This window comes from Paenibacillus sp. PK1-4R (genome assembly GCF_030369595.1).
Classification (GTDB): Bacteria; Bacillota; Bacilli; order Paenibacillales; family Paenibacillaceae; genus Paenibacillus.
In genome coordinates this window covers 6464453-6491411 of the sequence record NZ_CP126535.1, presented here as the reverse complement: position 1 = coordinate 6491411, position 26959 = coordinate 6464453, and the positions used below count along the sequence as shown (strand labels likewise).

Here is a 26959-nt window from a genome sequence, read left to right as displayed (position 1 = left end):
TAGCGCTTGAAGTGCCATATAAGATGAACATTACAGGGCACACGTTAACGGAGCGGGCAGAAATAAGCTATAGAAGCGGAGCGTTCGCCTTTATCACCGGATTTTCCCATTGTAAAATGGGAATCAAAAAATCCGGGGATAACAGCGATCGAAAGATTATTCTGCACGTGGAGTGGCTCAGTGTGAACCCGTACCTTATTCATCTTATATGAATGACACTACATGCGCTTTTTGCGACCCACCATGATCCAAGCCCCACCCATAATCAGCACAATCGCCACAAACGGCTGGATAAAGCTCAAACTGCTCAGCATCGTGCCAATCGACATCACGGCAAAGAACAGCAGGGAGATAACCGTTAGAATGTTGATGGGGATCAGCAACCATTTGTTCCGACCACCGAACCAGTATAATTCGAACAAACCAACAGCTACAGCCAGAATGAAGCCCGGCCACATCGTACCCCAGTTGTTAAACAGCATAGCGATCTGACAGACGATACCAACAGTGAGTAACAACCCACCGGGAACCAGTAGTCCAACCCCTCTGCCAATCATGGAGAAGTACAGCCAGTGGAAGAACAGTCCTAGTGGAATCACGAACAACGTGGGCCAGAAAGTCGCAAAGATCGTACCCGGACCGAGTGAACCTCCCTGGTTCAGAATCAGGTACACGCCCAGCAAAATGAGAACAGGCGCAAGGATCGTACGTTTAGCCATAATATCTCTCCTTCTTAATACAAGATCAATTTCCGAACGGTTGTATGTAGAGCAATACTTTCGTTATTCACAGCATACCATGAACTGGAAAAGTCTATCCTCCGTCTTTGGAGTTAAAGTGAACCTAGACCAAAGTCTAGGTAAGTATTTGGGCAACTACCTCTTTGTAGATGAGTGTGTAGTTGAACATACTAAAAACCCACTCTGTTGAAGAGTGGGTTCTGTCATTCTTTTTATCCAAAACGAAGCTTGTTATTTCACCACATCTGAATGTTTCTTGCCCCAGCTGTTCACACCGTCATCCTCAATAATGGAGATGGCAGCGTCGGCGATATCGGGGTTCGTCATCAGTTTCTCCTGAATACGGAACTTGATGTCATCCGCATCAGCCAGGCTGAGTCCTTTGGTCAACTCAATGAGACCTTCCACATGATAATAACGGCCTTCCTGAATAATACGCATCATCTGAATGTCAGCAACATGTGTGTCTGCCAGAATGGTTTGGGACACTTTGTCCTCAATATCCTGTGGAGCCGCTACACCAATCAATCCGATCATATTATCGTAACCGACACGGAAGGCTACAGCGATCATCAGACATCCAATAATCGTTGTCACAATGCCATCGAGCAATGCAAAATTGGTTAATGCAATGACTACAACGGAGATCAAGGCGAGTGTCGCACCGAGTACTGCTACAACATCTTCGTAGAATACGAGACGGGTTGGTGGCGCAGCACGGCCTACATTTTTGATGGCAGCAGGGACCAAGGCCAATCCGGCGGCTTTGGGTGCGCGTGCTTCTTTTAGAATTTCCTTCATGGCTTTGATCAGGATGGCCCCGTCAATGACAATGTTCAGAACAAGCACTCCGATGTTAATCCAGAGACCGCCGGTATGACCAACAGGATGCTGGAGCAGGTGAATCCCCTCATGAATGGTCTCATAGGCCATAATCGTCACGACAATAACGGCGATCATACAGAAAATGTTGATGACCCGTCCGAATCCGGTCGGGAAGCGGCGTGTAGGTTTTTTCTCGGACAACACACTTCCGACAAAGACAAACCCTTGGTTAATGGCATCAGCGAGTGAATGCATCGCCGAAGCGAACATGGCACCACTGCCACTGAATAGGAAGGCTCCCCCTTTGCACACCGCAAGAACAGCATTACCTGCCATCGCTACAGCGGAGGATGTGTTTCCTTTTTTGACGAGAGACATAAAGCTCTCAGACTTCGGTTGTTCAGCCACTTCGTGTGTTCCTCCCAGATCAATGTATTAGGTGTAGAAAAGGCATTTTATCTATACAGCATGTGCATTTCCACTAAATGTTATTATAACCGCTTTGACATATCCCAGCATTATGCAAAAAAGGTCATATCATCATGTGCATCTCAGTACTCAATGGCATCCAATTCACGTAAATTCCGGTTAGACTGTTCCAACAGTTCCGTAAACGTCCCAGTGACATAATATACAAAATCCGGATCATGTACATACATAATAATTTGCCCAACCGTTCCTTGCTCTGTCGGATCAAAATCGAACATCAGATACAGTGAGCCACCTCCAAGCATGCCAAACGTGATCCATTTCTTTTGAAAAAGGTAGGGTTTGATTCGAGGATCAAGCTCACGGATCTCTTCTTCGGTAAAATAATCATCCATGCGGTTCTCCACCAGAGTGGACTGCTCCTTTTGAATCTTTTCCAGGGATAACAGGTAAAATGGCTCAGACTCTCGCCCTTCCTCGAGGCTTGGATACAAGACGTGAAAGCCATATCCACTCCCATTTTTACGTTTATAAAACGCACGAAAATCAGCAGGTAATCGAATACCGTGTTCCTGCTCGAATGCGTCAAGCTGCTCATCCGTCACGCCTTCAAACTCGCGATATGCGGTGAGCAGCTCCCGGTTTTCCTCATCTTGTACCTTCTCCTCCAGCAACATATCCAGTTCATCCATCAATTCATATATACGCTGTTCTGGCATCCAATTCCCTCCGTATGAGCTATTCAGATAATATGGTGAGTGATATGCGAGCAAACTGTGCCTGATTTCACCTCATATTATAGTTATAATCCGGAAAAGCACACAAGAAACCGGAGTCCTTGCTTTACCTACTACAATGGTCTCATTATTCAAAGGCGGTAACAACAAATAAAGCGTGAGCAACAGGGGACCCCCCTGTAACTCACGCTAGTTATTTATCTACTATATAAATAAAACTAATCTTTTACACGAAAACGTAGAGGGCAGAAATAACCTGAAGAAGCGAAGTGTTCGCCTTTATCACCAGATTTTCACCTTTATATAAAGTAAATAAAAAATCTGGGGATAACAGCGATCGGAAGGTTGTTCTGTCATCGGAGTAGCGAGTGTAAATACTTTAGTTCGTTTTATATAGTCCTCTTTAATCAAACTTCCAGCAGGACAAACTCAGGTTGCCATACTGATAGGCTTTGAACAGGAGCGATGCCTGTTTGTTCTGATGCCCCGCACCCATAGCGAGCAACAGTGGTACAAAATGCTCCGGCGTAGGCACGGCGGCTTGAGCTGAAGGTGCCAGTGTATCATAGGAAAAGAGAGACTCCGTATCCCAACTCACCAGCTTGTCATGCAGCCAGTTATCAAACTCTGATGCCCACGGGTCAACACCGTTACTTTCCCAGTTCAATCGACGTAGATTGTGGACGGTTCCGCCGCTGCCGATCACAAGAATGTCTTGCTCGCGTAAGGAAGCGAGCGCTTGTCCAACCTGATATTGCTGCTCACCTGTCAGATAGCGATTCACGGACAAGGCAATTACGGGAATGTCCGCATCTGGGTAGAGCAGGCGTAGAACGACCCAGGCGCCGTGATCCAGGCCACGAACATCATCCGTTTGTACCGGGATCCCTGCTTCTGCAAATAAACGCTCTACCTCGGCTGTGGTCTCTGCCTGTCCTTGAGCCGGGTACTTGATCTGATACAGCTCGGGTTGGAAACCACCGAAATCATAGATGGTCTCGTAATTAGCTACCGAGGATACAAGCTGAGTGGTGGATTCCCAGTGAGCAGAGAACAATACGATTGCTTTAGGTTTTGGCAGTTCCTGTCCGAGTTTCTGCAGAAATTCGGTGTACACATTCTCCTCCAGTGCAAGTGACGGGGCACCGTGAGCAATAAACAGAGATGGCATCATTTTGAATTCAGTCCTTTCGGTCTTCGGTAGTCAGATTTGCATCCGTCCGAAGCCAGTGTTGAAATTGTTGATATAGATCGGGGGTCACCTGGTGTCCACCGTTGTAAGGTACATATGTGACGTGATTGGTGTGTTGACGGAAGAAATTGGCGTTATCTTCGCCCAGTTGCAGCGGGAATAGATGATCCTGATCTCCATGTGAGATGAACACAGACAGCTCCGAATCGGGTTGCAGCTTGTACTCGTCTTTCACAAATTGCGGGATGTACCCACTCATGGCTACTATGCCTTTAATGGCATCTCCCATCACCAGCGATAGGGTCATTGCCATAATAGCGCCCTGGCTGAATCCGGCGATATAACGCCGCGTGGGATCAATCGCATATTTGGCGGACAGATCAACAATCAACTGTTGCAATCCCAGCACAGAGGCATCATACAATTCACGGATGGGGTTGCCAATGCTTTTGATCTGAAAATAAGCATAACCACTACCCTGAACGATAGGCCCACGGATGGCAACAATAATAAAATCAGACTGCATAGGCTCCATTAAACGAAGCATATCCTGTTCATCTGATCCCATGCCATGTAAGGCGAAGATTACAGGGTAACGTTGATCTGCATTGTAATGGGACGGTAAGCGGACTTCATGTATATAAGGAGAATTCATTGAAAACACCACCTGATGAGGAATGAGTTAATATATCGCTTTGATGATAAAGTTCACTAATATGAAATAAATATTCTTATTTATGAACAAAATTTATCATGGTTTCATTGTAGGGTCAATACTTTTTTTGTATGATGAATATATGTTGTTTATTAAAAATCTTGAATGTATCTACAATAAATGCCGCTGCGAATGGTTTATATCTTATTCCCGAGGACGTGATCAGGATGTTAAAAAGTATCGTGCCTATTCTGAGAATATTTGATGAAAATAAAGCTAGAGAGTTCTACCTTGAATATCTAGGGTTTCAATTGGATTGGGAACATCGATTTGAGCAAGATATGCCCTTATATATGCAGGTTTCGCTCGATTCCATCGTGATTCATCTGTCCGAACATCATGGAGATTGTACACCTGGAGCTGCCTTGCGCGTGGAAACAGATAACTTGGATACATTCCATGGTGCACTTCGTCAGAAAAAGTACAAAAATGCGAGACCAGGTATAGAGGAGACCCCTTGGAATTCAAGAGAAATGACCGTGACAGATCCGTTTGGTAATCGGATTATATTTGTTGAGGCAAGCGCCGAATAGTTAACCTGAAGAAGCGACGCGTACGACTGGTGTCTTAGATAGATCAATAGAAGGGGAGGGACGCAATATGGATATTGGCTTGGCTATTCGTACGATCCGCAAGCAGAAACAGATTACGATCATGCAGATGTGTGAGGGCACGGGGTTGTCCAAAGGTTTTATCAGCAACGTGGAAAATAACAAAACGTCACCTTCCATTGCTACGCTTGAGAGTATTGCGGATTATCTGGAAGTGCCACTTCCCTATTTACTGCTGACACCGGAGCAACGGATGAATGTGGTACGCAAGAACGAGCGCAAGGAAACAACGGCGGGAAGCGGACAGATCAAAGTGCAGCAGCTTACAGCCAAAGGTGCGATGCGTATGTCCATTGTGGAGTTACCGCCAGGTGCTTCAACCGGGGTGAGCAAACATGCCGGAGAGGAAAGCCATCTGGTGTTGCAGGGCAAGATTCGTGCGGAGCAATGCGAGGATGTGGAAGTTCTTGAAGTGGGTGATTCGTTTACCTGGAATGCGATCGTGCCCCATGAAGTGACCAATATCGGTGAGGAGCCTGCGGTGGTGCTCATTGCAGTGTCCAAAGAATTGGGTCTGGATCATTTATAGAATAAAAAAAGGACGGCTCCCAAGTCATGAACATGCGAACCTGCATACATGTACAATGGGAAACGTCCTTTTATATTTCTAACGAACTGAGCGAGCCCTATTAGGTGATTTAAAGCAGATATCGAGATGTAACGAATCTCAGACGCTTTAGTTCACTGCTGTGCGTGTATTTGGCTACATTTCACAAGACTTCTGGCGAAATAACGTCGCAGAGATTCGTTACGTTTCTCATTTCCTGCAAAAAAGCACAATAAGGTGCGAGAGATTCGTTAGAAAGGTCAGAAGCACCTGTCTATTGTGGATTAGTCGTCCAGATGCCTGCTGCTTTAACGAAGACACGGTCGGACAGCTTGAGCGTTGCGAGTGCAAGTTCAGCTACATCTTCCGCTTGCATCATGCGATCTTCGTCGCCAATTTTCAGTCCGGCATTGGTCGCAAGCTCCGTATTAACGGTGCTTGGTGTCAGTGCTGTTACACGAATGTTGGACTTGCGCACTTCCTGCATCAGAGATTCGGTCATGCCAAGTAGCGCAAATTTGGATGCACAGTATGCCGAACCTGTAGCGAATCCGCGTTCACCTGCAGTGGAAGCAATATTGATGATACTGCCGCTACTTTCCTTGATCATGCTTGGAAGGACAGCACGTGTGACGTAATATGTACCCATAACGTTAACATGCAGAATGCGTTCCCACTCTTCCGGGTCCATATCCAGCAATGTGCCGAAGCTTGCGATACCTGCATTATTGATGAGGATATCCACCGCGCCGAGTTCCATCTCAATGGCTGCTACAGCGGCTTCCGCCTGTGTGCGATCCGAGATATCTGCTACAGCACTGGTTACTTTCACACCGTATTCTTGACTAAGAGACTGTTGAAGAGCCTGTAGATCGGAAGCGGTACGTGCGATAAGGCCAAGGTGCACACCTTCTTTGGCAAGGGCTTCAGCGATGGCACGACCGATACCTTTTCCGGCACCTGTGATGACAGCTGTTTTATTTTTAAGTTCCATGTGGATAATTCCTCCTTAGAATTGGACTGGCATTTGATTATACTATATTACCCACAGTTCGGAAATTTGCTTCATCACTATTTGGTAATCTCGATGCTGCCAGAGGAGGTACGGGCCTTGATTACTTCCCGGCTTACCATTGGGGATTCAGGTACATCCACACTTCCCGAAGTAGCCTTAGCATCGTAGATTCCGTCAAAATCAGGTGCAGCTTGAATGAAAATATCTCCTGATGTTCCAGACGCATTAATCGGGGCGGAATGGGACTGCTCAATATGAATGCTACCCGAAGTGAATTGAACATCAGCTGCGCCGTTTAATTCAGTAATCTCAATATCTCCTGATTTAATCTTACTGTTTACATGACCGGCAATCTGATCTGCTGTGAAGCTTCCGGATGTCTGTTTCACGGTCATGTCTCCATCAATCATGGAAGCGTTAATGTCACCCGAAGTTAGAACCAATTCAATATTGGGCGCCTTGATGTTTTCCAGACGTATTGAACCTGAGGTATTATTCAGCTCAAGCTGATTGGCATTTAGCCCTGTCAGATCCCATTCACTTGAAGAGGAGTCCAGCTTAACCTCATTTAGTTGGTGTCCTTCAGGCAGGGCAACGGTTATTGTGGAGTCTTGATCATTCCAGTACAAGGTGAAAAACTGCAATCGTTCACGTTCTGTCTGCGCCAGTTGGAATGTGCCGTTGGATAAAGTGGCCTGTTCGAAGCTTTTGACTACAGCAGGGTCCCATTTGCCATCCACTTCGATATAACCATTCGAATCCGGGCTTACAACAAATTCAATATCTGCACTGAAATTAGCATTCATGATAATGTTCTGCAATTCATCTGCTTTGAAATCCCATCGTTTGGAATAATGCTCCCGTTCATCCCCGAACTGAACGCCATAAATGGATGTCCCAAGTAAACCTATTCCGATACATATCACGGCAAGCGCAAGCCATTTTTTGGTACTCATGCGGAAACATCTCCTTTCATCGTGTTTTTATTCCATCTAATATATTGAAGAGTGACGATTTTGAAGGCTCTAAAGACATAATTCGATGTGATGGCAAACAAAATGCCGACACCGAAAGCGCCAATCGCAACGAAGATCTCTGCTTTATCGAGTTGGCTCAGGAATAAGAAATCCACAACCGCTGCCACAGGAGCCAATACCAGCAAGGAAAGGCTGGCAATAACAAGCCATACCGACCACATCATGAGACCAAGGGGGATGCCAAGAATCAGATTCAGAAATAACAGGCCGATGGCTGTGAAAAATTTGCGAGTGGCTCTGGTGCTGTTTCTGGGTGACCGCATTTCGCGATACGTCGGTGCATAGAATGCATCTGAACCCGGCGTATGAATGTCATAACGATCACCGAGTGCTTCCTTGGCGATTTCTTCCGGCTGTCCGAGTTCCCGAGCGATCTCTTCTTCCAGCCTGCCTTCTCGTAGTCCAAGCTCGAAATGTTGATCATAGTCGGCGAGCAACTCAGCCCGTTCGAATGGGTCCATCGGCCGTAGATGAACTTCCATGGCTTTCATAAATTGTTGTCTATTCATTAGGGGTTCCTTCCTCAATCAGATTTGCGACATTGCGCACAAATTCATTCCATTCTGTCGTCAGTGCCGTCATGTAGTCGCGACCTGTATCGGACAGTCGGTAATACTTGCGCGGCGGGCCTTCAGTTGATTCTTGCAGGTAGGTGGTGCAGTAACCGTCATTCACAAGCCGGCGAAGCAAGGGATACAGTGCACCTTCAGCAACTTCGATATGTTTGGAGACAGCCTGAGCCAGTTCGTAGCCATACCGATCCTGGCGGTTTATTAATACCAGGACGCACAGCTCCAATACTCCTTTTTTGAACTGGATGTTCACATTCACACAGGTTCCTCCTTCGTAGCTTCATTTATAGCTATTGTATATTGTTCAGTAGTGGTGAAGTCATCATAGCATCCAGTACTGTTTAATGCAAGGTAGTGATTTTAAAATAGTTCCGTATCACGATTGATCGATAATAAGTTCGTTTAATACTGATGCTTAGCTGAAGCTGTCTGTTTAGCTATAATTCAGCATACGCAAAAACCGGATCGGTTACTTCCGTCTGGAGGCGGATTCCGATCCGGTCTGTGAGATGAACTTTTGTTTCTTTGGTTTACAGGTTAATCGCTAAATGTCGGTTATTCTTGTGCATCCAGAACTTTAAGGTCTTCCACAGCAGGGCCCTCAATGACATGGCCTGCATAATCGAAGCGGGAACCATGGCATGGGCAATCCCACGAACGCTCGCCCTCGTTCCATTCGACTTCGCACCCCAGATGAGTACAGGTGGTATCCACCAGAAACAGCTTGCCACTGGTGTCCTTGTAGGCGCCAGCACGTTTGCCATTATGACGAACGACGGCTCCTTCGTCTTCGCCAATATCACTAACGTTTTTGTGCACAATACCTACTTTACCGGAGATTAATTCCTTGGCTACATTCACATTTTCCACAATAAAATGTTTCATGCCAGGATCGGCCTTGAATCTTGCCGGATCGAATACAGCGGCATGAGGATTGTCACGTCCACTGATGCGATCCGCAAGAATGTGTCCTGCCATCGTGCCAGTTGTCATTCCCCATTTGGCAAACCCGGTCGCCACATAGACACGTTCATGTCTTCCGGTAATCGGTCCAATGTAAGGCACCTTGTCAATAGAGATCAGATCCTGGGCTGACCAGCGAAAAGGAATGTTGCGAATGCCAAATGTCTCCGCTGCGAACTGCTCCAGACGTTCATAATGACCGAAGGTGCAGATGCCTTGTCCGGTTTTGTGATTTTCGCCGCCAAAGAGGATAAGTTCCTTACCGTCATGCAAGACGGTACGCAAGGAACGGTACGGTGTATCGTCCGAGATGTACATGCCGCCCGCATAGGGTTTCTCCGGTTCGACTAATACAGCGTAGGATCGTTCGGCGTGTAATCGTGTGAAATAAAACCCGGAATCATAGACGGGAAAATGAGAAGCCACGACAACATGTTCCGCTGTTACGGATGGGCCATCTCCATAAGTTCTGACATGTAGTGAAGCGTCTTCCTCTACATCCGTAACTGTCGTATGCTCGTAGATCTGTACCCCTTGTTTCACAGCGGAATCGAGCAAGTAGTGCAGGTAGGCCAGCGGATCAAAGCGTGCCTGACCCGGCATGCGGATACCCGCTCTGGCGGGAACTGGAATAGGGAGTGGATCTACCCACTCACCAGGGATATTGAGTTTGCCATAGGCGGTCAGCTCGATCTCCAGTTTTTTAATGTTTTCCTCTGATTGAATATAGACGTAGGCATCTTCCTCTGCCCACTGGCAATCAATCTGTTTTTCCTTCACCAGATTGCGCATCCACTTGGCAGCATCGGCATTGCCTTCATAGTACATCCGAGCCTGTTCTTGTCCGAAGTGATGCATAATTTCATCAAATATGACGCCGTGTTGTGTAGATACCTTGGCAGTGGTATGACCGGTCGTGCCATCCAACACTTTTCCAGCCTCCAGCACGACTACACGCATACCCGTCTGCGCGAGCAGATAGGCTGTAGTAATGCCTGCAATACCGGCTCCAATAATCGCTACATCAGCGGTGATATCTTCGGTCAGTTTTGGATAGCTATCGAATTCATGCGTAGCACGCCACAGTGATTCGGGGACCGGGGGCAGACCCGTCTTGGGCTGCTGATTGTCGCTCATTTTTTTTCCTCCTTGATCGTCTTCAATCTATCGAATGGGATGTTGTTCAGCGCACATCGTTGTACTCTTATTCATGATTGCCAGACTATGCCAGGAAAAAACGGTGTTGTTCAGATTTTGCAGAGGGGATGTTCACAATTTCCTGCACAGAACCTCTGTTTTTTTGTTAGACATGCTATATGATAGGATTACCGAAACCGTTTTAGGTTTTGAAAAGGAGGTAGAGTTTTACACCTGTAAACGTTGATTATAAAAGAATTAGTCTATCCATCGGAAGAAAGATTTCAACCGAATTAACCTCCGTTTTTTCTTGATATATGTATTCGCTATCATTTTAATTAACTACCGATAACCAAAGGAGATTCCATATGACGACCAACCAAACGAAATATCCGTTTCAAGATACAGCACTAGAGTTAGACACCCGTGTGAAGGACCTTGTATCCCGCTTGACGGAAGATGAAAAAATTGAATCCATGCTGCAATATCAGCCAGCAGTAGACCGCCTGGGTGTGCCTGCATACAAACACGGAACAGAAGCGGCCCACGGCTTGGCCTGGCTTGGCGAAGCAACATCTTTCCCACAACCAGTGGGGCTTGCATGCACGTGGGATGCGGATCTGATGAAGGAGATTGGCTCCGTGCTCGGAGACGAGGCACGTGTATTTTATAAACGAAATCCGGCAGTGAACGGTCTTACGCTGTGGGCACCTACAGTAGATATGGAACGTGACCCGCGCTGGGGACGGAATGAAGAGGCGTATGGTGAAGATCCAGAACTGACAGCCGAGCTGACAACAGCAATGGTCAAAGGAATTCAGGGCGACCATCCGAAGTATTACAAAGCGGTTGCTACTTTGAAGCATTTTCTTGCGAATAATAACGAAGTGGATCGCGGAAGTGGTTCGTCCAGCATTGATCCGCGCAACATGCGTGAATATTATCTGAAAGCGTTCGAGAAGCCATTTAAGGAAGGCGGCGCACAGTCCATGATGACGGCGTACAACTCCATTAATGGTACACCAGCGTTGTTGCATCCATTTGTGAACGAGATTGTCAAAGGCGAATGGGGCATGGATGGTTTCATTGTCAGCGACGCAGGCGATGTAATGGGCATCAAGAACGATCATAAATACTATGATTCCCACACACCGGGTACGGTAGAATCTGTGAAGGCAGGAATTGATAGCATCACCGATGATGCCGAACTGTCCAAACAGGCACTACGTGAAGGATTGGAACAAGGTACACTCACGATGGATGACATCGACAAAGCGTTGTTTAATACGTTCCGTGTGCGTTTCCGTCTGGGCGAGTTTGATCCGGAAGAAGGCAACCCGTACGCTGCTATTGGTGAAGAGTCCATGATGACGGAGAAAGCAAAAGAACTGTCGCTCAGAGCTGCCAGAGAACAAGTGGTATTGCTCAAAAACGACCAAGGCACGCTCCCGCTGGACAAAACAAAAGCTGGTAAAGTGGCTGTGATTGGTCAATTGGGCGGAACGGTCTATCGTGACTGGTATGCAGGCACCATGCCGTATAACGTATCCCCACTTGAGGCGATCCGTGGCAAAGTAGGCAGCGATAAAGTATCGTTCAAGGATGGTAATGACCGTATTACGTTAACTTCCGTAGCCAATGGGAAGAAGATTGGACTGGCAGATGGTGAAAAATCACCTGTCATTGCTTCGGGTGAAGCAGAGACATTTATGGTATCCGACTGGGGCTTCGGAAGTTATACCTTGCAGGCGGAAAGCAACGGCAAATATCTGACCACAGATGAAGAGACCGTAACGGCTTCCGCAGATGAAGTGTATGGTTGGTTAGTGAAGGAAGTATTCCACCTGTTGCCACAAGAGGATGGCAGTGTAGGTCTGACCACTTGGAACGGCAAAACAGTGACTGCACCTAATGGTGGAAACGATGCATTTGCAGTGTCCGAAGAACTGAAAACCTTTGGTGCCACAGAGACATTCAAGCAGGATGTGGTTGTGGATGGACTTGAGGAGGCGGTAGCAGCTGCCAAGGCTGCGGAAACGGCGATTGTCTTTGTTGGTAACAATCCGCTTGTAAATGGTAAAGAAGAAATTGATCGTCCAAGTCTGGATCTGGCCGAATCTCAGCAACGTTTGGTTGAGGCGGTCTATGCCGCGAACCCGAATACGGTTGTGGTCATCGTGGGTAGTTATCCATTCACATCGAATTGGGTTCAGGAGAACATCCCGGCGGTATTGTACACTTCACACGCAGGACAGGAACTGGGTAACGCAGTAGCAGACGTACTCTATGGCGACTATGCGCCAGCAGGCCGTTTGAACATGACATGGGTACAATCAGCAGATCAACTGACCGACATCAAGGATTACGATATCATTCAATCCGGTCGGACATATCAATATTTTGAAGGTAATGTATTGTATCCGTTTGGACATGGTCTGACGTATGCAACGTTTAAATACAGCAATTTGGAACTTAGCCCAGCTCAAGTGGGTACAGAGGGCAACGTTACGGTAACTGTAGATGTGAGCAATACGGGTTCAATCGCCAGTGACGAAGTTGTACAGTTGTACGTTCGTGCAGGCAAATCGCGTGTGAAACGTCCACTCAAAACGTTAAAAGGATTCCGTCGTCTTCATATCGAAGCGGGAGCTACAGCGAAAGTCAGCTTCACCTTGCCTGTTCAGGAACTGGCAATCTGGGATGTAACTCGTGATCGGTATGTCGTGGAAAGTGGAACTTACTCCATCATGGTTGCCAAGTCATCCTCTGATGTCCAACTGGTTGCAGACCTGACGGTAGAAGGAGAGACGATCCCTGCCCGTAATCTGGGTGTGGCTACTCGTGCTGAGAATTATGATGCTTACCTGGGTGTTGATCTGGATGAGAGCAAAGAGGGCGGAAGTGCTGTCCGTGCAGTTGGCGAGCAAGGATGGATTGCTTTCAAGGATGCCGATCTGGGTAGTGGGGCAGCAGCAATTGGAGCGCGTGTCTCCGCAGAACAAGCAGGTGCTGTGTTAGAAGTTCGACTCGGTTCAGCAGACGGTACGCTCGCAGGACGTGTGGAACTGGCGCAAGGTGAAGCCCAGCAGTGGTCTACCGTGATGGCTGAACTCACAGGTGCATCAGGTGCGCAGGATGTATACATTGTGTTGTCTGCAGGCGTGCGCATCAGTCACTTCGAGATTCGTTAAGTCAAATAACTCATGAAAAAGCCTCCGAACTTATTCGGAGGCTTTTGTTTATTGTTTGCTATCAAACGCATTTTTTATTGTCCATTAAACGTATTTTTATTTTCCGTCAAACGTAATCATTTTTTGCACAAATTGTTTCAATTGTTTGTTGGTTTCATTCAGCTGCTCAATTGTGCTCATAAAATTGTTTACGAGTTCAGCCTGTTCTTGGGAGCTCGCAGTGATCTCACCAAGTTCATTCTCCATGCCTTGAATGGATTGCCGAACCGAGAGAAGAGAATCTTCAATACGGGCCGTTGCTTCTTTGGTATCCACAGACAGTTTGCGAATTTCTTTGGCAACAACGCCAAAACCTGCACCAGCTTCCCCTACACGAGCAGCTTCAATGGCTGCATTCAAGCCGAGCAGATTGGTTTGTTCGGAGATTTCACGAATGAAGCTGGCGACTTGAGTTACATTGCCTGATTTCTGTACGGCTTGTTTGGAATTATTCCGGATCTCTTCGGTTGTGGCACTGAGTTCCTCGGAGTGTGCAGCTACATGCTGTACACTGTCAATTAACTGGTTGGTCAGATTTTCGGTAGCATCCATGAGCTGTTGCAGCTGGTCCTGGTCATCCATACTGTAGAGCAGGTTAAACAGGGCGATGACTTCACCTTTTTCATTTTTAATGGGGATAAAAGCCACGTCAAAAGGAACACCGAATAAATCTTTAGGGTAGTGATCGAATCGTTTGACTGTACCGCCGTTGAGATCAGCAAAATTTCGATTTCCATCCAATAGAGGGTCGCCGGGTTGATAATTCAGTTGCTTTAACGATTCCCCTGCTGAGAAATATAGGAATTTCTCATGATCAATAACGGAGAGGGTTACATCCTGACGAATCGTATCTCGAAAGAAAGGCATACATGTAATTAATGCTTGAACAATATCCATATAAAAGATGATTCCTCCCTGGTTACCTTATGTAAACGGTTAAATTTTAAATGCTAACTTAGTAACTACCTATATTATATATCGTCATGCAATAGAGAAGAAAATAGAGAGAATGGATAAAACCTATTTCTTAAAGCAGACCGCTATACGCCAAAAAGACACGAGTCCGCTGGGGACTCGTGCCATGTTAGTTGGTGAGGGGAATAAAACCAAATTTTACAGCATACTGAGCTGCATTGTAACGATGGTTCGAGTGGCTAGTGTTGCACTGACATCAATCAAACGCTGATTCCGACTGCCGCGGAAGGGAAGGGAGACATCACGCTCCGCTTCAACGTATCGCCCGTCAATAATCACATCACACAACTGGGCAAGCTCCGCTCTCGCAGGGTCGGTAATCAGTTCTTCATATCCAAATCCCGTGTAGGCCCATACCGTCAGATCAGGACGTGCAGCTCGGAGCTGCTGGACCCAAGACGTACATTCTGCTGCCGAGAAAAAGGGATCACCACCACACAACGTAACGCCATCCAGCAATGGATGGGTCGTCACTTCATGCAGAATCTGCTGCTGCCGCTCCTCTGTAAAGGGCTCACCCGCTCGAAAGCTCCACGAATCCGGACTGAAGCAGCCTGGACAGGCGTGACGACATCCGCTGATGAACAACACAGCACGCAGGCCTGTCCCTTCATTCACCGATTCCGGGATGTAACCATATAGATTCACCGGTGCTTCACCCGATCCCGCACTTCGGCTTGCTTCGCAGCATTGAAGCGTACTTTGTAATCTCCGGTCAGATAGCCAGTTACGCGGCGTAACCGCTGGAAGTGCACATGGTTCTCGTGGGCTTCACAGCCTGGACATACATCCCCAATGACGCCTTCATAACCACATGCAGGGCAGCGATCAATCGGATGATTAATAGAGAAATAACCGATATCCTGTGCCAGTGCATACTGCACAATTCGCAGGAAAGCTACGGTGTTGGCCCGAACGTTTCCGTCAAGCTCCACATAGGAGATTGCACCCGCGTTACATAAAGTGTGGAACGGGGCCTCCAGTTCAATCTTCCGATAAGCTGGAAGAGTGTGGTATACCGGGATATGGAATGAGTTCGTATAATACTCACGATCATTAACCCCGGCAATGAGGCCGTATCGTTCTCTGTCGATCTTCGTGAATTTGCCGGACAAGCCTTCGGCAGGTGTGGCAAACAGGGTGATATTCAGGTTATGCTGCTCGCTCATCCGGTCACAGAACTCTCTCATGGTCCGAATAATGTTGAGCGCTTCGTGGTGTACATGTGGGTCCTGCCCATGATGGCGCCCATAGAGAGCTGTCATACATTCCGCAAGACCGATAAAACCAAGAGATAATGTTCCATGTTTTAATAGATCGGCAACCGGCTCGTTCGGGCCAAGCTGTTCTCCACCTTCCCATACACCCTCCCGCATCATGAAGTCCGATGCTTTGGCAGGCTGTGCTGTCTGAATTCGGTAGCGATGCAGCAGGCCGGAAGTGGCATTATGCATAACCGACTCCAAAGCAGTGTAGAATCCCGCACGGTCAGCGACAGCTCTGGCACCTTGGCAGATGCCAAACCGGATGCCGAGTTTCACGAGGTTAATGGTGTTGAAGGACAGATTACCTTTGCCACTTTGACGATTGCGACCAAACCGGTCAGCCAGTGTACGTGTGCGGCATCCCATAGTTGCAATGATCGTATCCGGATCTTCCGGATGATAGAAAGGCAGATTGAACGAAGCATCAACATTGACAAAGTTGGGATACATCCGCCGGGATGAACAGGTGACTGCGAGGCGGAACAAATCATAGTTCGGCTCTCCATGAGCCTGATTGATCCCCTGTTTACATTGGAAAATATGTTGAGGGAACACGGGAGTCTCCCCGTTGCCCAGGCCACGGATGGTTGCTTCGAGCAATGAACGCGATACCAACCTTCCTTCCGCTGAAGTACATAATCCATAGTTCAGTGAAGTGAATGGAATCTGACCACCTGCCCGGCTGCTCATTGTATTCAAGTTATGAATCAGTGATTCAGCAGCTTGTCCTGTCTCCAGCTCAGTCTCTTCATAGGCGAAGGCATATGCGCGCGGGCACTGATTTTTCGCTTCGATGCTGTCCAGATAAAGCTGTTCATCCTCAAGCAGGGCATGCTCACCAAAGAGGCGTTGCCCTTTGCGATAATGTTTGCGGAACGATCGCTGTACATAAGGGGCCAAATCCCAGTCAATCTTATTGGCCGATACACCGCCATATTGACTGTTCTGCTGGGATTGGAAGATGATCGCAACCAGGGCCATTGCAGACATGATCGTCTGAGGTGTGCGAACCGATCCGTTGCCTGTATTGAAACCCGCAGCAAGGAGACGGTCAAACGGGATAAAGATGCAGTTGGTCGTTCCAAGTGCATACTGATCCAGATCGTGTACATACAGATCCCCATTCTCCACAGCTTGGGCAAGCTCTTCCGGCAACACATGACGCAGAGCATGCCACTTGGCGGTCTCCGAACCGAGCCTGCTCATCTTGCCGCTGAAGGAGTCCCCGTTCAGATTTGCATTTTCCCTCAGCGTATCGGCGTCTTCTGCGCCAATAATGCGTCTTCCCAGGTCGGATAATAGATCGGATGCCGGTGGAGTGGCATACTCAAGCATGTTCATGTAAGGTTCCTCCTAAAATGATTTGGTTATCATTTAATTCACGTTAAATACTATATGTAGATTCGTATTATCCATTTATAAACTATATGTGGTTTTTTGGGTGTGATAATGGTCACACAACGTAGTGGGCAAAGTGGACTTTCCTTTAATTGCTGCGGATAAAGGTTTCCAAAGTCTGAGTAGAAGCGTATAATTTCTAGTTATCTTGCAAGGATAATATTCGAAGTTGGACAAGATGGACTTTAATCAAGCTGAAAAGGCGATTTGCAGTACATTTTCAGTCTTTAACTATCAGTTCAAGACCTGCTTTTGTCCGAAAACGGGCTATCGGCAGGCAGTATGATTCTCTTTTACTTCTACGGTGTTAATCATATAAGTATAGATTGTGACAGCTATTCGGATTCTTGATGAGCCCTTGTACGTGATTAACATTCTGATATACAGATTAGAAAGTGCAGCTAAGACAAAAGGGGTGGATCATGGGGACGGCAGAAGGCATTACGAGAGGCTTCTATGAAGATATAAAGGAAGCTGCGGCCCATATCGTAGACGTATTAAGCGGTATATTGAAGGTCAATACCATCTTTATTGCCACGAATGACGGTGTGACCAATGTCATTTTGGAGGCCTTTAATCGTACGGAAGAGTTAGTTGTTAAAGGCAGTACACTTCCTTTTACGGATTCATATTGCAGCCTGGTATTAAGAGACAACGGTAGTGTTCTTACGATCCCGGATACATGTGAACATCCGATGACACGATCCATGGGCGTTACGAGCGGACTTGGCAATCGCTTCTTCGTGGGCGTGCCTATTATGAGAAGATCGGGCGAAACATTTGGTACCATATGTCTAATGGATGATCCTGGTTATGTGATCAGCGAAACCGATATGAAGACACTGAAGGCGATGGCTGTATTCCTGGGCTATGTTGTCGATTTGGAAAGCACGTTGCATGTTCAGGAGCGGAAATTGAGTGATTCGGAACAAATGCAAGAACAGCTCCAGGCAGAGAAAGAACGTGCCGAATCTGAGGCCATGACCAAAACACAGATGTTGAAATTGATGAGTCACGAGATTCGCAATCCCTTGAATGGTATTTTGGGACTGACAGATCTGATGCGCACACCGGATATGCCAGAGGAGCAGTCCGAATATGTGAACATGATTGAGACAAGCGGCAATATTCTGCTTTCCTTGCTGAATAATATGATGAATTTCAACATTAATGAAGCAGGTAAAACGGTTATACATGATGATCCGTTTGATCTGGTAGGCACCATTGAGAATACCGTGTATCTCTATGCCGGCATTGCGACGGGCAAGAACATTGAGCTGGGATTAAATCTTGAACTGAATGTATCACAAGTGTTCGTTGGTGATGAAGTCAAGATCGGACAGTTGCTTGCACACGTCATTCAGTATGCTCTCGATTCAACGCGTGAAGGTTCCGTTCTGATCACAGCAGTGGTGAACGGAGAAGAATTGGAGGAGACCGGTACACTTCAGCTCAAGGTGAAGTACACGGGTCAGATGTTATCGGAGAAGAAGACACAAACCTTTAACAGCCAAGATGAAAATTTGAATATCCAAAAACTGATTGGAAGCAATCTGGGTTTAGCTGTAAGCCAGAATCTTGCCATTCTCATGCATGGCCGTATTCAGGTGAGCAGTGTGAAGGAAAATGAGACGGAATTCAATATCTCCCTTCCATTGCGCAGATACTGGGAGTTACCTCAACTCGCAAGTGTTCAGCAGCGGTTAAAAGGGAAAAAGGTGTTACTCGCCAAGGACCCTGACATTTTGCAAGGCGTCTCTTCCCTGATGCGTAGGTGGGAGATGGATGTACACATGACCTCGGGTTTAACATTAGCGCATGATTGGATCAAGGAAGGATTCATGCCTGATGTAGCCGTGGTGGATATGGGATTACTGGAAGGCGGAGCGGTTGATTTTGTACATGAACTGAAACAGCGACTGGAAAATCTGCCCGTCATTGTTCTTGTTCCTTATGGTATGCACATTGAATTGCATGAAGCAGAAGCCTTTGATGCTGTCCTGACAAAGCCAGTCAGACAAGCTGATCTGTTGAATGCATTGAGCATTACTTTGCCTTAAATGAGCAGATACATGAAGGAATATTTAATTGGCGCACCTTATAGGTGCGCTTTTTTTCATTTTCCATTTTCTGAGCCAAAGCCCTTTTATTCCGAGCTGGTTACGTTACAATAGAAAGTGAACTTCATCTTTATAACCAACAGAGGAGGATGTACATTGGATTATCGCAGATTAGGTGGAAGCGGACTGAAAGTAAGCGAGATCAGCCTGGGAAGCTGGCTGACGTACGGAGGGTATGTGGAACGTGAGAATGCGGTGAAATCAATTGAAACTGCATTTGATGAAGGCATTAACTTTTTTGATACAGCCAATGTATATGAACGGGGTGCAGCAGAAGAACTGCTTGGGCAGACGCTCAAAGCTTATTCCCGTGACTCTTATGTACTTGCAACCAAAGTATTTGGCAAAATGGGTGATGGTCCGAATGACCAGGGGCTGTCTCGCAAACATATCAAGGAGCAATGTGAAGCCAGCTTGAAGCGCCTGGGCGTTGAATATGTGGATATCTATTACTGCCATCGTTATCATACCGAAACACCAATTGAAGAAACACTCCGGGCGCTGGATGATCTGGTACGTCAAGGCAAAGTGTTATATGTCGGCGTCAGCCAGTGGACTGCGGCTCAGATGGAAGCTGCGTTGGGTACAGCAGACCGTCTGCTCCTGGATCGTATCGTGGTCAATCAGCCGGTGTACAACATGTTTGACCGTTATATCGAAAATGAGATTATCCCGCTCGGCGAGCGTAAAGGCATCGGACAAGTCGTATACTCCCCGCTTGCTCAAGGTCTATTGACCGGGAAATATACGTCCGTTTCCGATATCCCAGAGAATAGCCGTGCGGCCAAGCTAGGATGGGACGAAGGAAAGATCAATGCGGATCGCATCGGGAAAGTTCGTCAACTGATTGAAGTGGCGGACAAGCTGGATCTGAAGGTTGGCCAACTGGCCCTTGCCTGGATTCTGCGCCAGAACAATGTATCCAGTGCACTTGTCGGGGCGAGTCGTCCCGAGCAGGTAAAAGAGAACGCGGCTGCATCTGGCGTGAAGCTGGATGCTGCCATTGTTGAGGAGATCGAGAGCATCCTTGCTTGATTTTCTGTGAGCACACAAGCTGAGATGATATATACTAATCCATAAAGCAAGGGATGTCTTGTGCGCCTGAATAGGCGAACGAGACATCCCTTTTTTGGAGAACGTTGAAAGGTTAGCTTATTGAAAGGCAAGATCTTACTGTGTAAGAGGCAAGGAACGAAAATTTAAGGCACACACACGGTTACGCCCTGTATTCTTGGCTTCATATAAAGCACGGTCGGCCTGTTCGAAGAAGTCGTCATCGTCATGAGCATCACAATGATCCGGATACACGGCCACACCAATGGAGATGGTTAGACGTGTTGTGTGTCCGTCGGGCAGAGCAAAATGGTATTTCTCTACTGCCTGCCGGATAGATTCGGCGGTAGCCACGGCCTGACGGTGTCCACAGTCGAGCAAGAGAATGGCGAATTCTTCCCCACCGTTTCGTGACACGATATCAGCAGAACGTGCGTGCTCAACGAGCAGTTGTCCAAGTTGCTTCAGGACCGCATCACCGGCGGAATGACCAAAGGTGTCATTTACCTTTTTGAACCGGTCAATATCAATGGCAAGCAAGGAAAGCTTTTGTTGGTAATCCCGCGCACGATGGAGTTCCAGTTGAAGTGATTTTTCGAACTGTCGTCGATTGCTCAGGTTGGTAAGATGATCGGTAGATGCTCTTTTTTCCAATAGAAATAACATTTCATTGGATTTATTAATGAATTCTGCGATGAAATAGATAAATATTCCACCGGCAAAGGAAATGGTCATTTGTAACGGATATATCTTCATTAATGAATTCATGCTGTCTGTATTCAACATAAGGATGATAAAGATTAATGTTATGCCAAGCAGATTCATTGTAATTATTTTGGTCAGTCTGGACCAGGGAGCATAGGCGAAGTATACACCGGACAGTCCGATCAGAGTCATGACAAATCCTGCATCTATGGCAGAGGATGATAAACCGAACATCAGAATACGAAGGACCGAGATCATGAGTCCAGTAACGACCGAAGCCACTCCTCCCAGATATACCGCTGCGGTGACGATGGCCAGATGCCGTAGATCTACAATCGTAGTCTCGTTCAGAGGGAAGGAATAGTTCATGAGTACTGTGCCATATATACCGAATAATAAGCCGCCGATCAACTGAACACGTAACGAGGGAAAAGGCAATCGGATACTATAGAACTTTGCGATGATCCCGGACACATACATAAACGTAATCATGACACAGATATTAATGAAAAAAGTGCTAAACAACCGACATTCCCCCTTTTTACGCACATCCCTATATTTTATCTGAAAAGTGGTGCTGTAGCGAACCATATTATCCCAAATTTATGAGGGGATTGCTGGGAAAGATGTTTTATTTGCATATACAGGATGTTAGAGTGATATTGACTTCAATATACAATGAGATTTATACTTAATCTAAATCAAAATTTATTCCTTCTTTTTGGGAAGACCATCATAAGTAGAATATCAGTGTCTGATTTCATATAAAATGGATCAATAATAAAGGAGAAATGGTTGTGAGAACTTTAAATCTGACGATACAACGGCAAGCGGTATATGATGTGGTGCGTCATTCGGAGGATCACCCGACAGCTGCTGATGTCATGAATCGACTCGTGGAACAAGGATATAATCTGGCCTATGGTACGGTGTATAATTCTCTTCGTTATCTGACGGACAAAGAATTGATACGGGAACTTAAACTCGGAGAGACAGCAAGTAGGTACGATGCCCGTATGGATGATCATCAGCACATTATGTGTGAAGTGTGCGGCAAAGTGGACGAGGTGATGACGGAGGTTCCTCCACAATGGATGAAACAGGTAGCTGAAGAAACTGGATATGCAATCGATCATGCTCATGTGGTCTTTGGAGGTGTCTGCGGGGAATGCAGAAACAAACGGATCAAGTAAAAATAAAACTGCCTGGCCGTCGTTTACCCCTTAGGGTTAAACCCGCCTTGTCCGATGCAGCGCCCCTTGTGGACAATTGTCCTGTTACACGGCGTGTTATTCTGATTAGCCCGATGCCGGGGCAGGTTCATGAACTGGTAAAAGCCTTAACGGATAGCTGCTTTGATGTACTGGTTTTCCATCGCTGGGAACCGGATCTGCATGAGCGTCTTGTCTTTGATCTGTTGATCTATGACCTATCTGTTGCCGGAACGATCGATGCATTTGCCGGCATTAGCAGCCGATTGAATCGTGAGGCTGAGCATACAACCCCTTGTCTGTATCTGGTCGGTGAGAAGATGATTGGCAGCGCGAGTGGACCGATGCTTCAGGAGGAATTGCTGGTGTGGCCTGCACGCCCGCAGGAAGCTCTATATCGGGTGCAGCGTATGATTGGCAACAGCCCTGCTCTGCCCAAACGTGGGTTTTTGCCTGAGGAAGGGCAGCGTATCGGATTTAAGGATCTGTGGCTTGATCGGGAACGGATGAGTGTGCAGCGCGATAATAATCGGATTCATCTGACCAAGACCGAGTATGATCTGTTACTCAAGCTGATTGATGCCAAAGGTGCAGTCATTTCCCGTGAGGAGATGCTCAGCGATATTTGGGAGACAGACTTTACGGGTGGAAGTAATGTGGTTGATGTTCATATCAAAAGCTTGCGCAAAAAATTGGGCGATAACGCATCTTCGCCGCAATATATCGTAACAGTAAGAGGAGTGGGCTACCGCCTGGCGGATTAGTCCGCTTTTTTTTGCCCAAATTTATCGTTCACTTAGATACATGTTCATAGTTCATTCATGAAGTGTTGAAGAACCTCATCTTAATCTCATGTGAACCTCATGCAAGAGCAGAGTGGGACATGTTAGAATCAATTTAACAGTTAGATCAAGTCTAAATGTATATTTAAACCGAAGCCGAATATGATTTTAATAGTAGATATATAGCAGCCGTGAGACCCATTAGAGGAGGATGACATGATGACAGAACGTATGACTACGAATCAGGGAGCACCTGTAGGTGACAACCAGAATTCCCGCACAGCAGGCAGAAGAGGGCCAACACTGCTTGAAGACTACCATCTCATTGAGAAAATAGCCCACTTTGACCGTGAACGTATTCCCGAAAGAGTTGTACATGCAAGAGGAGCAGGTGCTCATGGTGTGTTCACGCTAGAGCAGAGTATGAAGGAGTATACAACAGCGGACTTCCTGCAAGATCCGGGTACGGAGACGGATGTGCTGGTTCGTTTCTCAACCGTTATTCACGGTACGGGGTCACCAGAGACTGCACGAGATCCACGTGGATTTGCCGTCAAATTCTACACACGTGAAGGCAACTATGATATTGTCGGCAACCATCTGCCTGTGTTCTTCATTCGTGATGCCATGAAGTTCCCTGACATGGTGCATTCCTTGAAGCCAGCTCCGGATACCAACATTCAGGACCCAGCTCGCTATTGGGATTTCATGACCCTCTCGCCGGAATCAACCCATATGATGACCTGGTTGTTCTCTGACCTGGGTACACCGGCAAGTTATCGGGAAATGGATGGATTCGGCGTACATGCTTTCAAATGGATCAATGCACAGGGACAGGTCCACTATGTGAAGTACAAGTGGGAGTCTGCACAGGGGGTTCGCGGCTTTTCACGTCAGGAAGCTGCCGAGGTACAGGGGCAAGACTTTAACCATGCTACCCGGGACCTGCATGAACATATCAAGAACGGGCAATACCCGCAGTGGAAGTTACAGGTACAGCTCTTGAAGCCGGAGCAAATGGATGATTTTTCTTTTGATCCGCTCGACCCGACCAAAACTTGGCCTGAAGATGTATTGCCGTTCCATACGGTAGGGACCATGACCCTGAATCGGAATCCACAAAACTTCTTTGCTGAAGTGGAGCAGGCTGCCTTTTCACCTAGTGCACTTGTACCTGGAATTGAACCTTCCGAAGACAAATTGCTGCAAGGACGTCTATTCTCTTATCCAGATACACAGCGTCACCGGCTTGGAACGAACTATTTGCAAATTCCGGTGAATTGCCCGTACGCACCCGTTCGTAATCATCAGCGTGATGGACTCATGAATGTGAATCAGGACCCATCTCCGGTGAACTATGAACCCAACAGTTCAGGAAACAGCCCGCAGGAAGATCCGGCATATCGGGACAGTCAGGTTCCATTGCAAGGGCATGTTACACGAGAAAAAATCGAGAAAACGGATGATTACACGCAGGCAGGGGAGCTTTTCCGTTCATTTACTCCTGTAGAGCAGCAACATTTACTTGATAATCTGATCAATGACCTTAAGGGCGTATCTGTTGATATTCAAATGCGTGCCCTGTGCCACTTCTTCCGGGCGGATGGACAGCTTGGCGGACGTTTGGCTCATGGACTCGGCGTGGATATTTCTGCACATATGCCGTCACAGGATGGCAAATAAAGTGCAGTTTGACCCTGTACTCATAACATCATACTGACTGATATTCGGTGAAGACCGGGAAAACCGTGAGCGTGCGGAATTTCCCGGTCTTTGGCCTTTTTCACTGAAATGGAAAACAAATTTACAAATCATTTACATAAAATAGCTGACATAGAGGTTGACTTCTCATTTGTTGGCACTACAATGGGTAGTGTGAGGGGTGTCAGAACATGAGAATACACAATTTCAAAGTGGGTGAGCGTGGGCTCAACCGATTTTTTGGTCCGCTGGAGGCCAAGATCATGGACATTTTATGGTCTCGTCCTGGCAGCAGCATCCGTGAAGTGCAGACCGCACTTGAACAAGACAAAGACGTCAATTTTAATACAGTCATGACCGTGATGAACCGGCTCGTAGACAAGGGACTTCTCGGAAAGTCACAAAAGGGCAGAACATCTTTGTACCAACCGGTACAGAGTAAGGAGGAGTTTATGAACGACCAATCCAAGGAACTGTCACATGAGTTGGTGGATGAATTCGGAGCTCTGGCATTGAATCATATGCTGGATGCGCTGGACGAAGCAGATGCGGGTCTAATTGAACGCCTGGAACAGAAGATCAAACAATGGAAAAAGGATAGCGATTAAAATGTGGAAGACCCGCTCGAAACTTTTGTTTACCGTCGGGTTTGGCATTCCGTTACTCGTGTTCATGCAGATGTTCATGTACGCGATGTACAAAATTTTTGGCTGGGATATCCCGTTTAACCTGCTCTGGCTCTGCAATCATTGGATGAGTCGACTGGGTTGGTTATCCGTGGGACATTTCCTGCTGGCACTGGTATTGCTGACTTTTGCGGGAACAGGTTGGTTGCTAATGGTGCGTATGATGAAAACCAGAGCCGCCCTACGTAAACTTCGCTCCATGGAGGTGCGTGCATTGTCTCGCGAACTGGAGTCCAAGTATCACCATCTCGGACAGCCAGGATTCATTGTGGTGGACAAGCATTCTCCGGTTGCATTCACAATTGGTTTATGGAGACCATGTATTGTACTCTCCACAGGGCTACTGACGATGTTGGATGCAGAAGAGGAGACTGCAGTTGTGTACCATGAAGTCCATCACCTGTGGCACCGTGACCCACTGAAGACGACACTGCTATCGGTATTTGCAATCATGATGCCGTATATTCCCGTATTGAAGCATACTTCGAAACATTACAATATTGTTAGAGAAATTCTGGCAGACAATGAGGCCATTGAGCGTACAGGCAATGTGGCAGGCATTGGCAGTGCTTTGCTCAAGCTGCTCCGTGCTTGTCCTGAACCTTGGGGAGCCAAAGAACTGACCGTTCAGTCCTCATTTGCGGATACGTCGGTGAATGTCCGAATTTCACGTCTGCTGGACCCAGAACAGGACGTTACGCTGAGGTTGCCACGTTATGCTGTTCTGATGTCGGCTACTGTTTTTCTATTGCTGTCTATCTTGTTTGTTTGGTCCATCGGATAAATTAATTTGGCTAAATGTGAAGTCGAATATAACGAGGAAGGAAGATGAACATGAATAATAAAAGTGTAGAGATTGGATTATTTTTCTCAAGGATTATGATCGGTTTGATCTTTGTATTGCACGGCTGGAGTAAATTCGAAGGTGGAATCAGCGGTACAGTAGGTTTTTTCGAAAGTATCGGTATTCCCGGATTTCTTGCATCCGTTGTAGCCATTATTGAGTTGGTGGGTGGTGCAGCGATGATTCTGGGTCTGGGAACACGTGTGTTTGCTGCCCTGTTTGCCATCGTGATGGTTGGCGTTCTGTTTACAGCCAAAATGGGTGAGCCGTTCCTGAGTGGTACCGAGTTAGATTACCTGCTGCTGGCGGGTTCCCTGACACTGCTCTTCACAGGAAGCCGCTTCCTGGCCGTGGATTATCTGTTCTCCAGACAGGGGAGCGCTCGCCAGAATGTGAGTGCTTGAATTGACTAACGATTGCTAAAAAATAATGAAGTGCAGGATGAGTCCTGTAACGAGGTTCTTTATTG

Annotated in this window: 25 protein-coding genes; 11 read left to right on the top strand and 14 right to left on the bottom strand. The window is 46.9% G+C overall.

Going from position 1 to position 26959, the window contains the following annotated elements; all coding sequences use genetic code 11:
- Positions 1 to 218: 218 nt before the first annotated feature.
- From QNO02_RS28180 to QNO02_RS28160, 5 genes are all read right to left on the bottom strand, one after another.
- Positions 219 to 719, bottom strand: coding sequence for a hypothetical protein (locus QNO02_RS28180; RefSeq protein ID WP_017691802.1), 501 nt, complete (start codon positions 717 to 719; stop codon positions 219 to 221).
- Between the two features lie 252 nt (positions 720 to 971).
- On the bottom strand, positions 972 to 1973 hold the full coding sequence (locus tag QNO02_RS28175) for a cation diffusion facilitator family transporter (protein ID WP_017691803.1): 1002 nt from the start codon (positions 1971 to 1973) through the stop codon (positions 972 to 974).
- Positions 1974 to 2116: 143 nt separating this feature from the next.
- Positions 2117 to 2713: an SMI1/KNR4 family protein gene (locus QNO02_RS28170; protein WP_289390570.1), complete on the bottom strand. Its 597-nt coding sequence runs from the start codon at positions 2711 to 2713 to the stop codon at positions 2117 to 2119.
- 421 nt (positions 2714 to 3134) lie between these two features.
- Positions 3135 to 3905 carry a DODA-type extradiol aromatic ring-opening family dioxygenase gene (locus QNO02_RS28165; protein WP_133386168.1) on the bottom strand — a complete coding sequence of 257 codons (771 nt, stop codon included), beginning with the start codon at positions 3903 to 3905 and terminating at the stop codon, positions 3135 to 3137.
- A gap of 7 nt (positions 3906 to 3912) precedes the next feature.
- Complete coding sequence (locus tag QNO02_RS28160) at positions 3913 to 4578, bottom strand: alpha/beta hydrolase (RefSeq protein ID WP_289390569.1); 666 nt, start codon at positions 4576 to 4578, stop codon at positions 3913 to 3915.
- Positions 4579 to 4805: 227 nt separating this feature from the next.
- Here QNO02_RS28160 and QNO02_RS28155 point away from each other — a divergent pair, with 227 nt between their 5' ends.
- Together QNO02_RS28155 and QNO02_RS28150 are read left to right on the top strand one after the other, a co-directional pair.
- Entirely contained in the window at positions 4806 to 5171 is a 366-nt protein-coding gene (locus QNO02_RS28155; protein ID WP_249912737.1) for a glyoxalase superfamily protein, read from the top strand.
- A gap of 67 nt (positions 5172 to 5238) precedes the next feature.
- A complete protein-coding gene (locus QNO02_RS28150) occupies positions 5239 to 5778 on the top strand; it encodes a helix-turn-helix domain-containing protein (RefSeq protein WP_017691808.1) in 540 nt (179 codons plus the stop codon).
- Positions 5779 to 6070: 292 nt separating this feature from the next.
- On the opposite strand, the gene QNO02_RS28145 is transcribed toward QNO02_RS28150, so the two are convergent.
- The 5 genes from QNO02_RS28145 to QNO02_RS28125 form a co-directional block, all read right to left on the bottom strand.
- Positions 6071 to 6790: a 3-ketoacyl-ACP reductase gene (locus QNO02_RS28145; protein ID WP_133386164.1), complete on the bottom strand. Its 720-nt coding sequence runs from the start codon at positions 6788 to 6790 to the stop codon at positions 6071 to 6073.
- A gap of 77 nt (positions 6791 to 6867) precedes the next feature.
- Positions 6868 to 7767: a DUF4097 family beta strand repeat-containing protein gene (locus tag QNO02_RS28140; protein WP_133386163.1), complete on the bottom strand. Its 900-nt coding sequence runs from the start codon at positions 7765 to 7767 to the stop codon at positions 6868 to 6870.
- Positions 7764 to 8357: an HAAS signaling domain-containing protein gene (locus QNO02_RS28135; RefSeq protein WP_091036024.1), complete on the bottom strand. Its 594-nt coding sequence runs from the start codon at positions 8355 to 8357 to the stop codon at positions 7764 to 7766. The genes QNO02_RS28140 and QNO02_RS28135 overlap by 4 nt, the downstream gene beginning before the upstream one ends.
- A complete protein-coding gene (locus QNO02_RS28130) occupies positions 8350 to 8679 on the bottom strand; it encodes a PadR family transcriptional regulator (protein WP_091036026.1) in 330 nt (109 codons plus the stop codon). The genes QNO02_RS28135 and QNO02_RS28130 overlap by 8 nt, the downstream gene beginning before the upstream one ends.
- A gap of 296 nt (positions 8680 to 8975) precedes the next feature.
- Positions 8976 to 10520 (bottom strand): FAD-dependent oxidoreductase, encoded by a 1545-nt coding sequence (locus QNO02_RS28125; protein ID WP_289390568.1) that lies wholly within the window; start codon positions 10518 to 10520, stop codon positions 8976 to 8978.
- Between the two features lie 368 nt (positions 10521 to 10888).
- Here QNO02_RS28125 and QNO02_RS28120 point away from each other — a divergent pair, with 368 nt between their 5' ends.
- Positions 10889 to 13711: a glycoside hydrolase family 3 C-terminal domain-containing protein gene (locus QNO02_RS28120; protein WP_289390567.1), complete on the top strand. Its 2823-nt coding sequence runs from the start codon at positions 10889 to 10891 to the stop codon at positions 13709 to 13711.
- Positions 13712 to 13807: 96 nt separating this feature from the next.
- On the opposite strand, the gene QNO02_RS28115 is transcribed toward QNO02_RS28120, so the two are convergent.
- The 3 genes from QNO02_RS28115 to QNO02_RS28105 all read right to left on the bottom strand — a co-directional run bounded on the left by QNO02_RS28115 (position 13808) and on the right by QNO02_RS28105 (position 17331).
- Positions 13808 to 14647, bottom strand: a complete 840-nt coding sequence (locus QNO02_RS28115) for a methyl-accepting chemotaxis protein (protein WP_036612816.1) — start codon at positions 14645 to 14647, stop codon at positions 13808 to 13810.
- Between the two features lie 216 nt (positions 14648 to 14863).
- Complete coding sequence (gene nrdG / locus QNO02_RS28110; protein ID WP_289390566.1) at positions 14864 to 15373, bottom strand: anaerobic ribonucleoside-triphosphate reductase activating protein; 510 nt, start codon at positions 15371 to 15373, stop codon at positions 14864 to 14866.
- Positions 15370 to 17331 carry an anaerobic ribonucleoside triphosphate reductase gene (locus QNO02_RS28105; protein ID WP_289390565.1) on the bottom strand — a complete coding sequence of 654 codons (1962 nt, stop codon included), beginning with the start codon at positions 17329 to 17331 and terminating at the stop codon, positions 15370 to 15372. Before QNO02_RS28105 ends, nrdG begins: the two co-directional genes overlap by 4 nt.
- 479 nt (positions 17332 to 17810) lie before the next feature.
- On the opposite strand from QNO02_RS28105, the gene QNO02_RS28100 reads away from it, so the two are divergent.
- A complete protein-coding gene (locus tag QNO02_RS28100) occupies positions 17811 to 19448 on the top strand; it encodes an ATP-binding response regulator (protein ID WP_289390564.1) in 1638 nt (545 codons plus the stop codon).
- Between the two features lie 156 nt (positions 19449 to 19604).
- Positions 19605 to 20543, top strand: coding sequence for an aldo/keto reductase family protein (locus QNO02_RS28095; protein WP_047840782.1), 939 nt, complete (start codon positions 19605 to 19607; stop codon positions 20541 to 20543).
- 135 nt (positions 20544 to 20678) lie between these two features.
- Here QNO02_RS28095 and QNO02_RS28090 read toward each other — a convergent pair whose 3' ends face one another.
- Positions 20679 to 21791, bottom strand: coding sequence for a GGDEF domain-containing protein (locus tag QNO02_RS28090; RefSeq protein ID WP_133386158.1), 1113 nt, complete (start codon positions 21789 to 21791; stop codon positions 20679 to 20681).
- A 272-nt stretch (positions 21792 to 22063) separates the two neighbouring features.
- Between QNO02_RS28090 and QNO02_RS28085 the strand changes: the two genes are divergently transcribed.
- The 6 genes from QNO02_RS28085 (at position 22064) to QNO02_RS28060 (ending at position 26894) form a co-directional block, all read left to right on the top strand.
- The gene (locus QNO02_RS28085) at positions 22064 to 22459 is read left to right on the top strand and encodes a Fur family transcriptional regulator (RefSeq protein ID WP_036612807.1); all 396 of its coding nucleotides are present in this window, start codon (positions 22064 to 22066) and stop codon (positions 22457 to 22459) included.
- On the top strand, positions 22435 to 23241 hold the full coding sequence (locus tag QNO02_RS28080; protein ID WP_249912728.1) for a winged helix-turn-helix transcriptional regulator: 807 nt from the start codon (positions 22435 to 22437) through the stop codon (positions 23239 to 23241). Before QNO02_RS28085 ends, QNO02_RS28080 begins: the two co-directional genes overlap by 25 nt.
- A gap of 237 nt (positions 23242 to 23478) precedes the next feature.
- A complete protein-coding gene (locus tag QNO02_RS28075; protein ID WP_289392915.1) occupies positions 23479 to 24942 on the top strand; it encodes a catalase in 1464 nt (487 codons plus the stop codon).
- Positions 24943 to 25151: 209 nt separating this feature from the next.
- Positions 25152 to 25568, top strand: a complete 417-nt coding sequence (locus tag QNO02_RS28070; RefSeq protein WP_091036054.1) for a BlaI/MecI/CopY family transcriptional regulator — start codon at positions 25152 to 25154, stop codon at positions 25566 to 25568.
- Between the two features lies 1 nt (position 25569).
- The gene (locus QNO02_RS28065; RefSeq protein WP_289390563.1) at positions 25570 to 26430 is read left to right on the top strand and encodes a M56 family metallopeptidase; all 861 of its coding nucleotides are present in this window, start codon (positions 25570 to 25572) and stop codon (positions 26428 to 26430) included.
- Positions 26431 to 26480: 50 nt separating this feature from the next.
- Positions 26481 to 26894, top strand: coding sequence for a DoxX family protein (locus QNO02_RS28060; protein WP_091036057.1), 414 nt, complete (start codon positions 26481 to 26483; stop codon positions 26892 to 26894).
- Positions 26895 to 26959: the final 65 nt, after the last annotated feature.

Excerpts from the sequence above, each read along its gene's own strand:
- QNO02_RS28125 (WP_289390568.1), bottom strand. The coding sequence starts at position 10,520 with ATGAGCGACAATCAGCAGCCCAAGACGGGTCTGCCCCCGGTCCCCGAA.
- QNO02_RS28155 (WP_249912737.1), top strand. The coding sequence starts at position 4,806 with ATGTTAAAAAGTATCGTGCCTATTCTGAGAATATTTGATGAAAATAAA.
- QNO02_RS28135 (WP_091036024.1), bottom strand. The coding sequence starts at position 8,357 with ATGAATAGACAACAATTTATGAAAGCCATGGAAGTTCATCTACGGCCG.
- QNO02_RS28160 (WP_289390569.1), bottom strand. The coding sequence starts at position 4,578 with ATGAATTCTCCTTATATACATGAAGTCCGCTTACCGTCCCATTACAAT.
- QNO02_RS28060 (WP_091036057.1), top strand. The coding sequence starts at position 26,481 with ATGAATAATAAAAGTGTAGAGATTGGATTATTTTTCTCAAGGATTATG.
- QNO02_RS28080 (WP_249912728.1), top strand. The coding sequence starts at position 22,435 with ATGCAGAAACAAACGGATCAAGTAAAAATAAAACTGCCTGGCCGTCGT.
- QNO02_RS28165 (WP_133386168.1), bottom strand. The coding sequence starts at position 3,905 with ATGATGCCATCTCTGTTTATTGCTCACGGTGCCCCGTCACTTGCACTG.
- QNO02_RS28140 (WP_133386163.1), bottom strand. The coding sequence starts at position 7,767 with ATGAGTACCAAAAAATGGCTTGCGCTTGCCGTGATATGTATCGGAATA.
- QNO02_RS28150 (WP_017691808.1), top strand. The coding sequence starts at position 5,239 with ATGGATATTGGCTTGGCTATTCGTACGATCCGCAAGCAGAAACAGATT.
- QNO02_RS28180 (WP_017691802.1), bottom strand. The coding sequence starts at position 719 with ATGGCTAAACGTACGATCCTTGCGCCTGTTCTCATTTTGCTGGGCGTG.
- QNO02_RS28145 (WP_133386164.1), bottom strand. The coding sequence starts at position 6,790 with ATGGAACTTAAAAATAAAACAGCTGTCATCACAGGTGCCGGAAAAGGT.
- QNO02_RS28120 (WP_289390567.1), top strand. The coding sequence starts at position 10,889 with ATGACGACCAACCAAACGAAATATCCGTTTCAAGATACAGCACTAGAG.
- QNO02_RS28105 (WP_289390565.1), bottom strand. The coding sequence starts at position 17,331 with ATGAACATGCTTGAGTATGCCACTCCACCGGCATCCGATCTATTATCC.
- QNO02_RS28075 (WP_289392915.1), top strand. The coding sequence starts at position 23,479 with ATGACAGAACGTATGACTACGAATCAGGGAGCACCTGTAGGTGACAAC.
- QNO02_RS28115 (WP_036612816.1), bottom strand. The coding sequence starts at position 14,647 with ATGGATATTGTTCAAGCATTAATTACATGTATGCCTTTCTTTCGAGAT.
- QNO02_RS28170 (WP_289390570.1), bottom strand. The coding sequence starts at position 2,713 with ATGCCAGAACAGCGTATATATGAATTGATGGATGAACTGGATATGTTG.
- QNO02_RS28070 (WP_091036054.1), top strand. The coding sequence starts at position 25,152 with ATGAGAATACACAATTTCAAAGTGGGTGAGCGTGGGCTCAACCGATTT.
- QNO02_RS28100 (WP_289390564.1), top strand. The coding sequence starts at position 17,811 with ATGGGGACGGCAGAAGGCATTACGAGAGGCTTCTATGAAGATATAAAG.
- QNO02_RS28065 (WP_289390563.1), top strand. The coding sequence starts at position 25,570 with ATGTGGAAGACCCGCTCGAAACTTTTGTTTACCGTCGGGTTTGGCATT.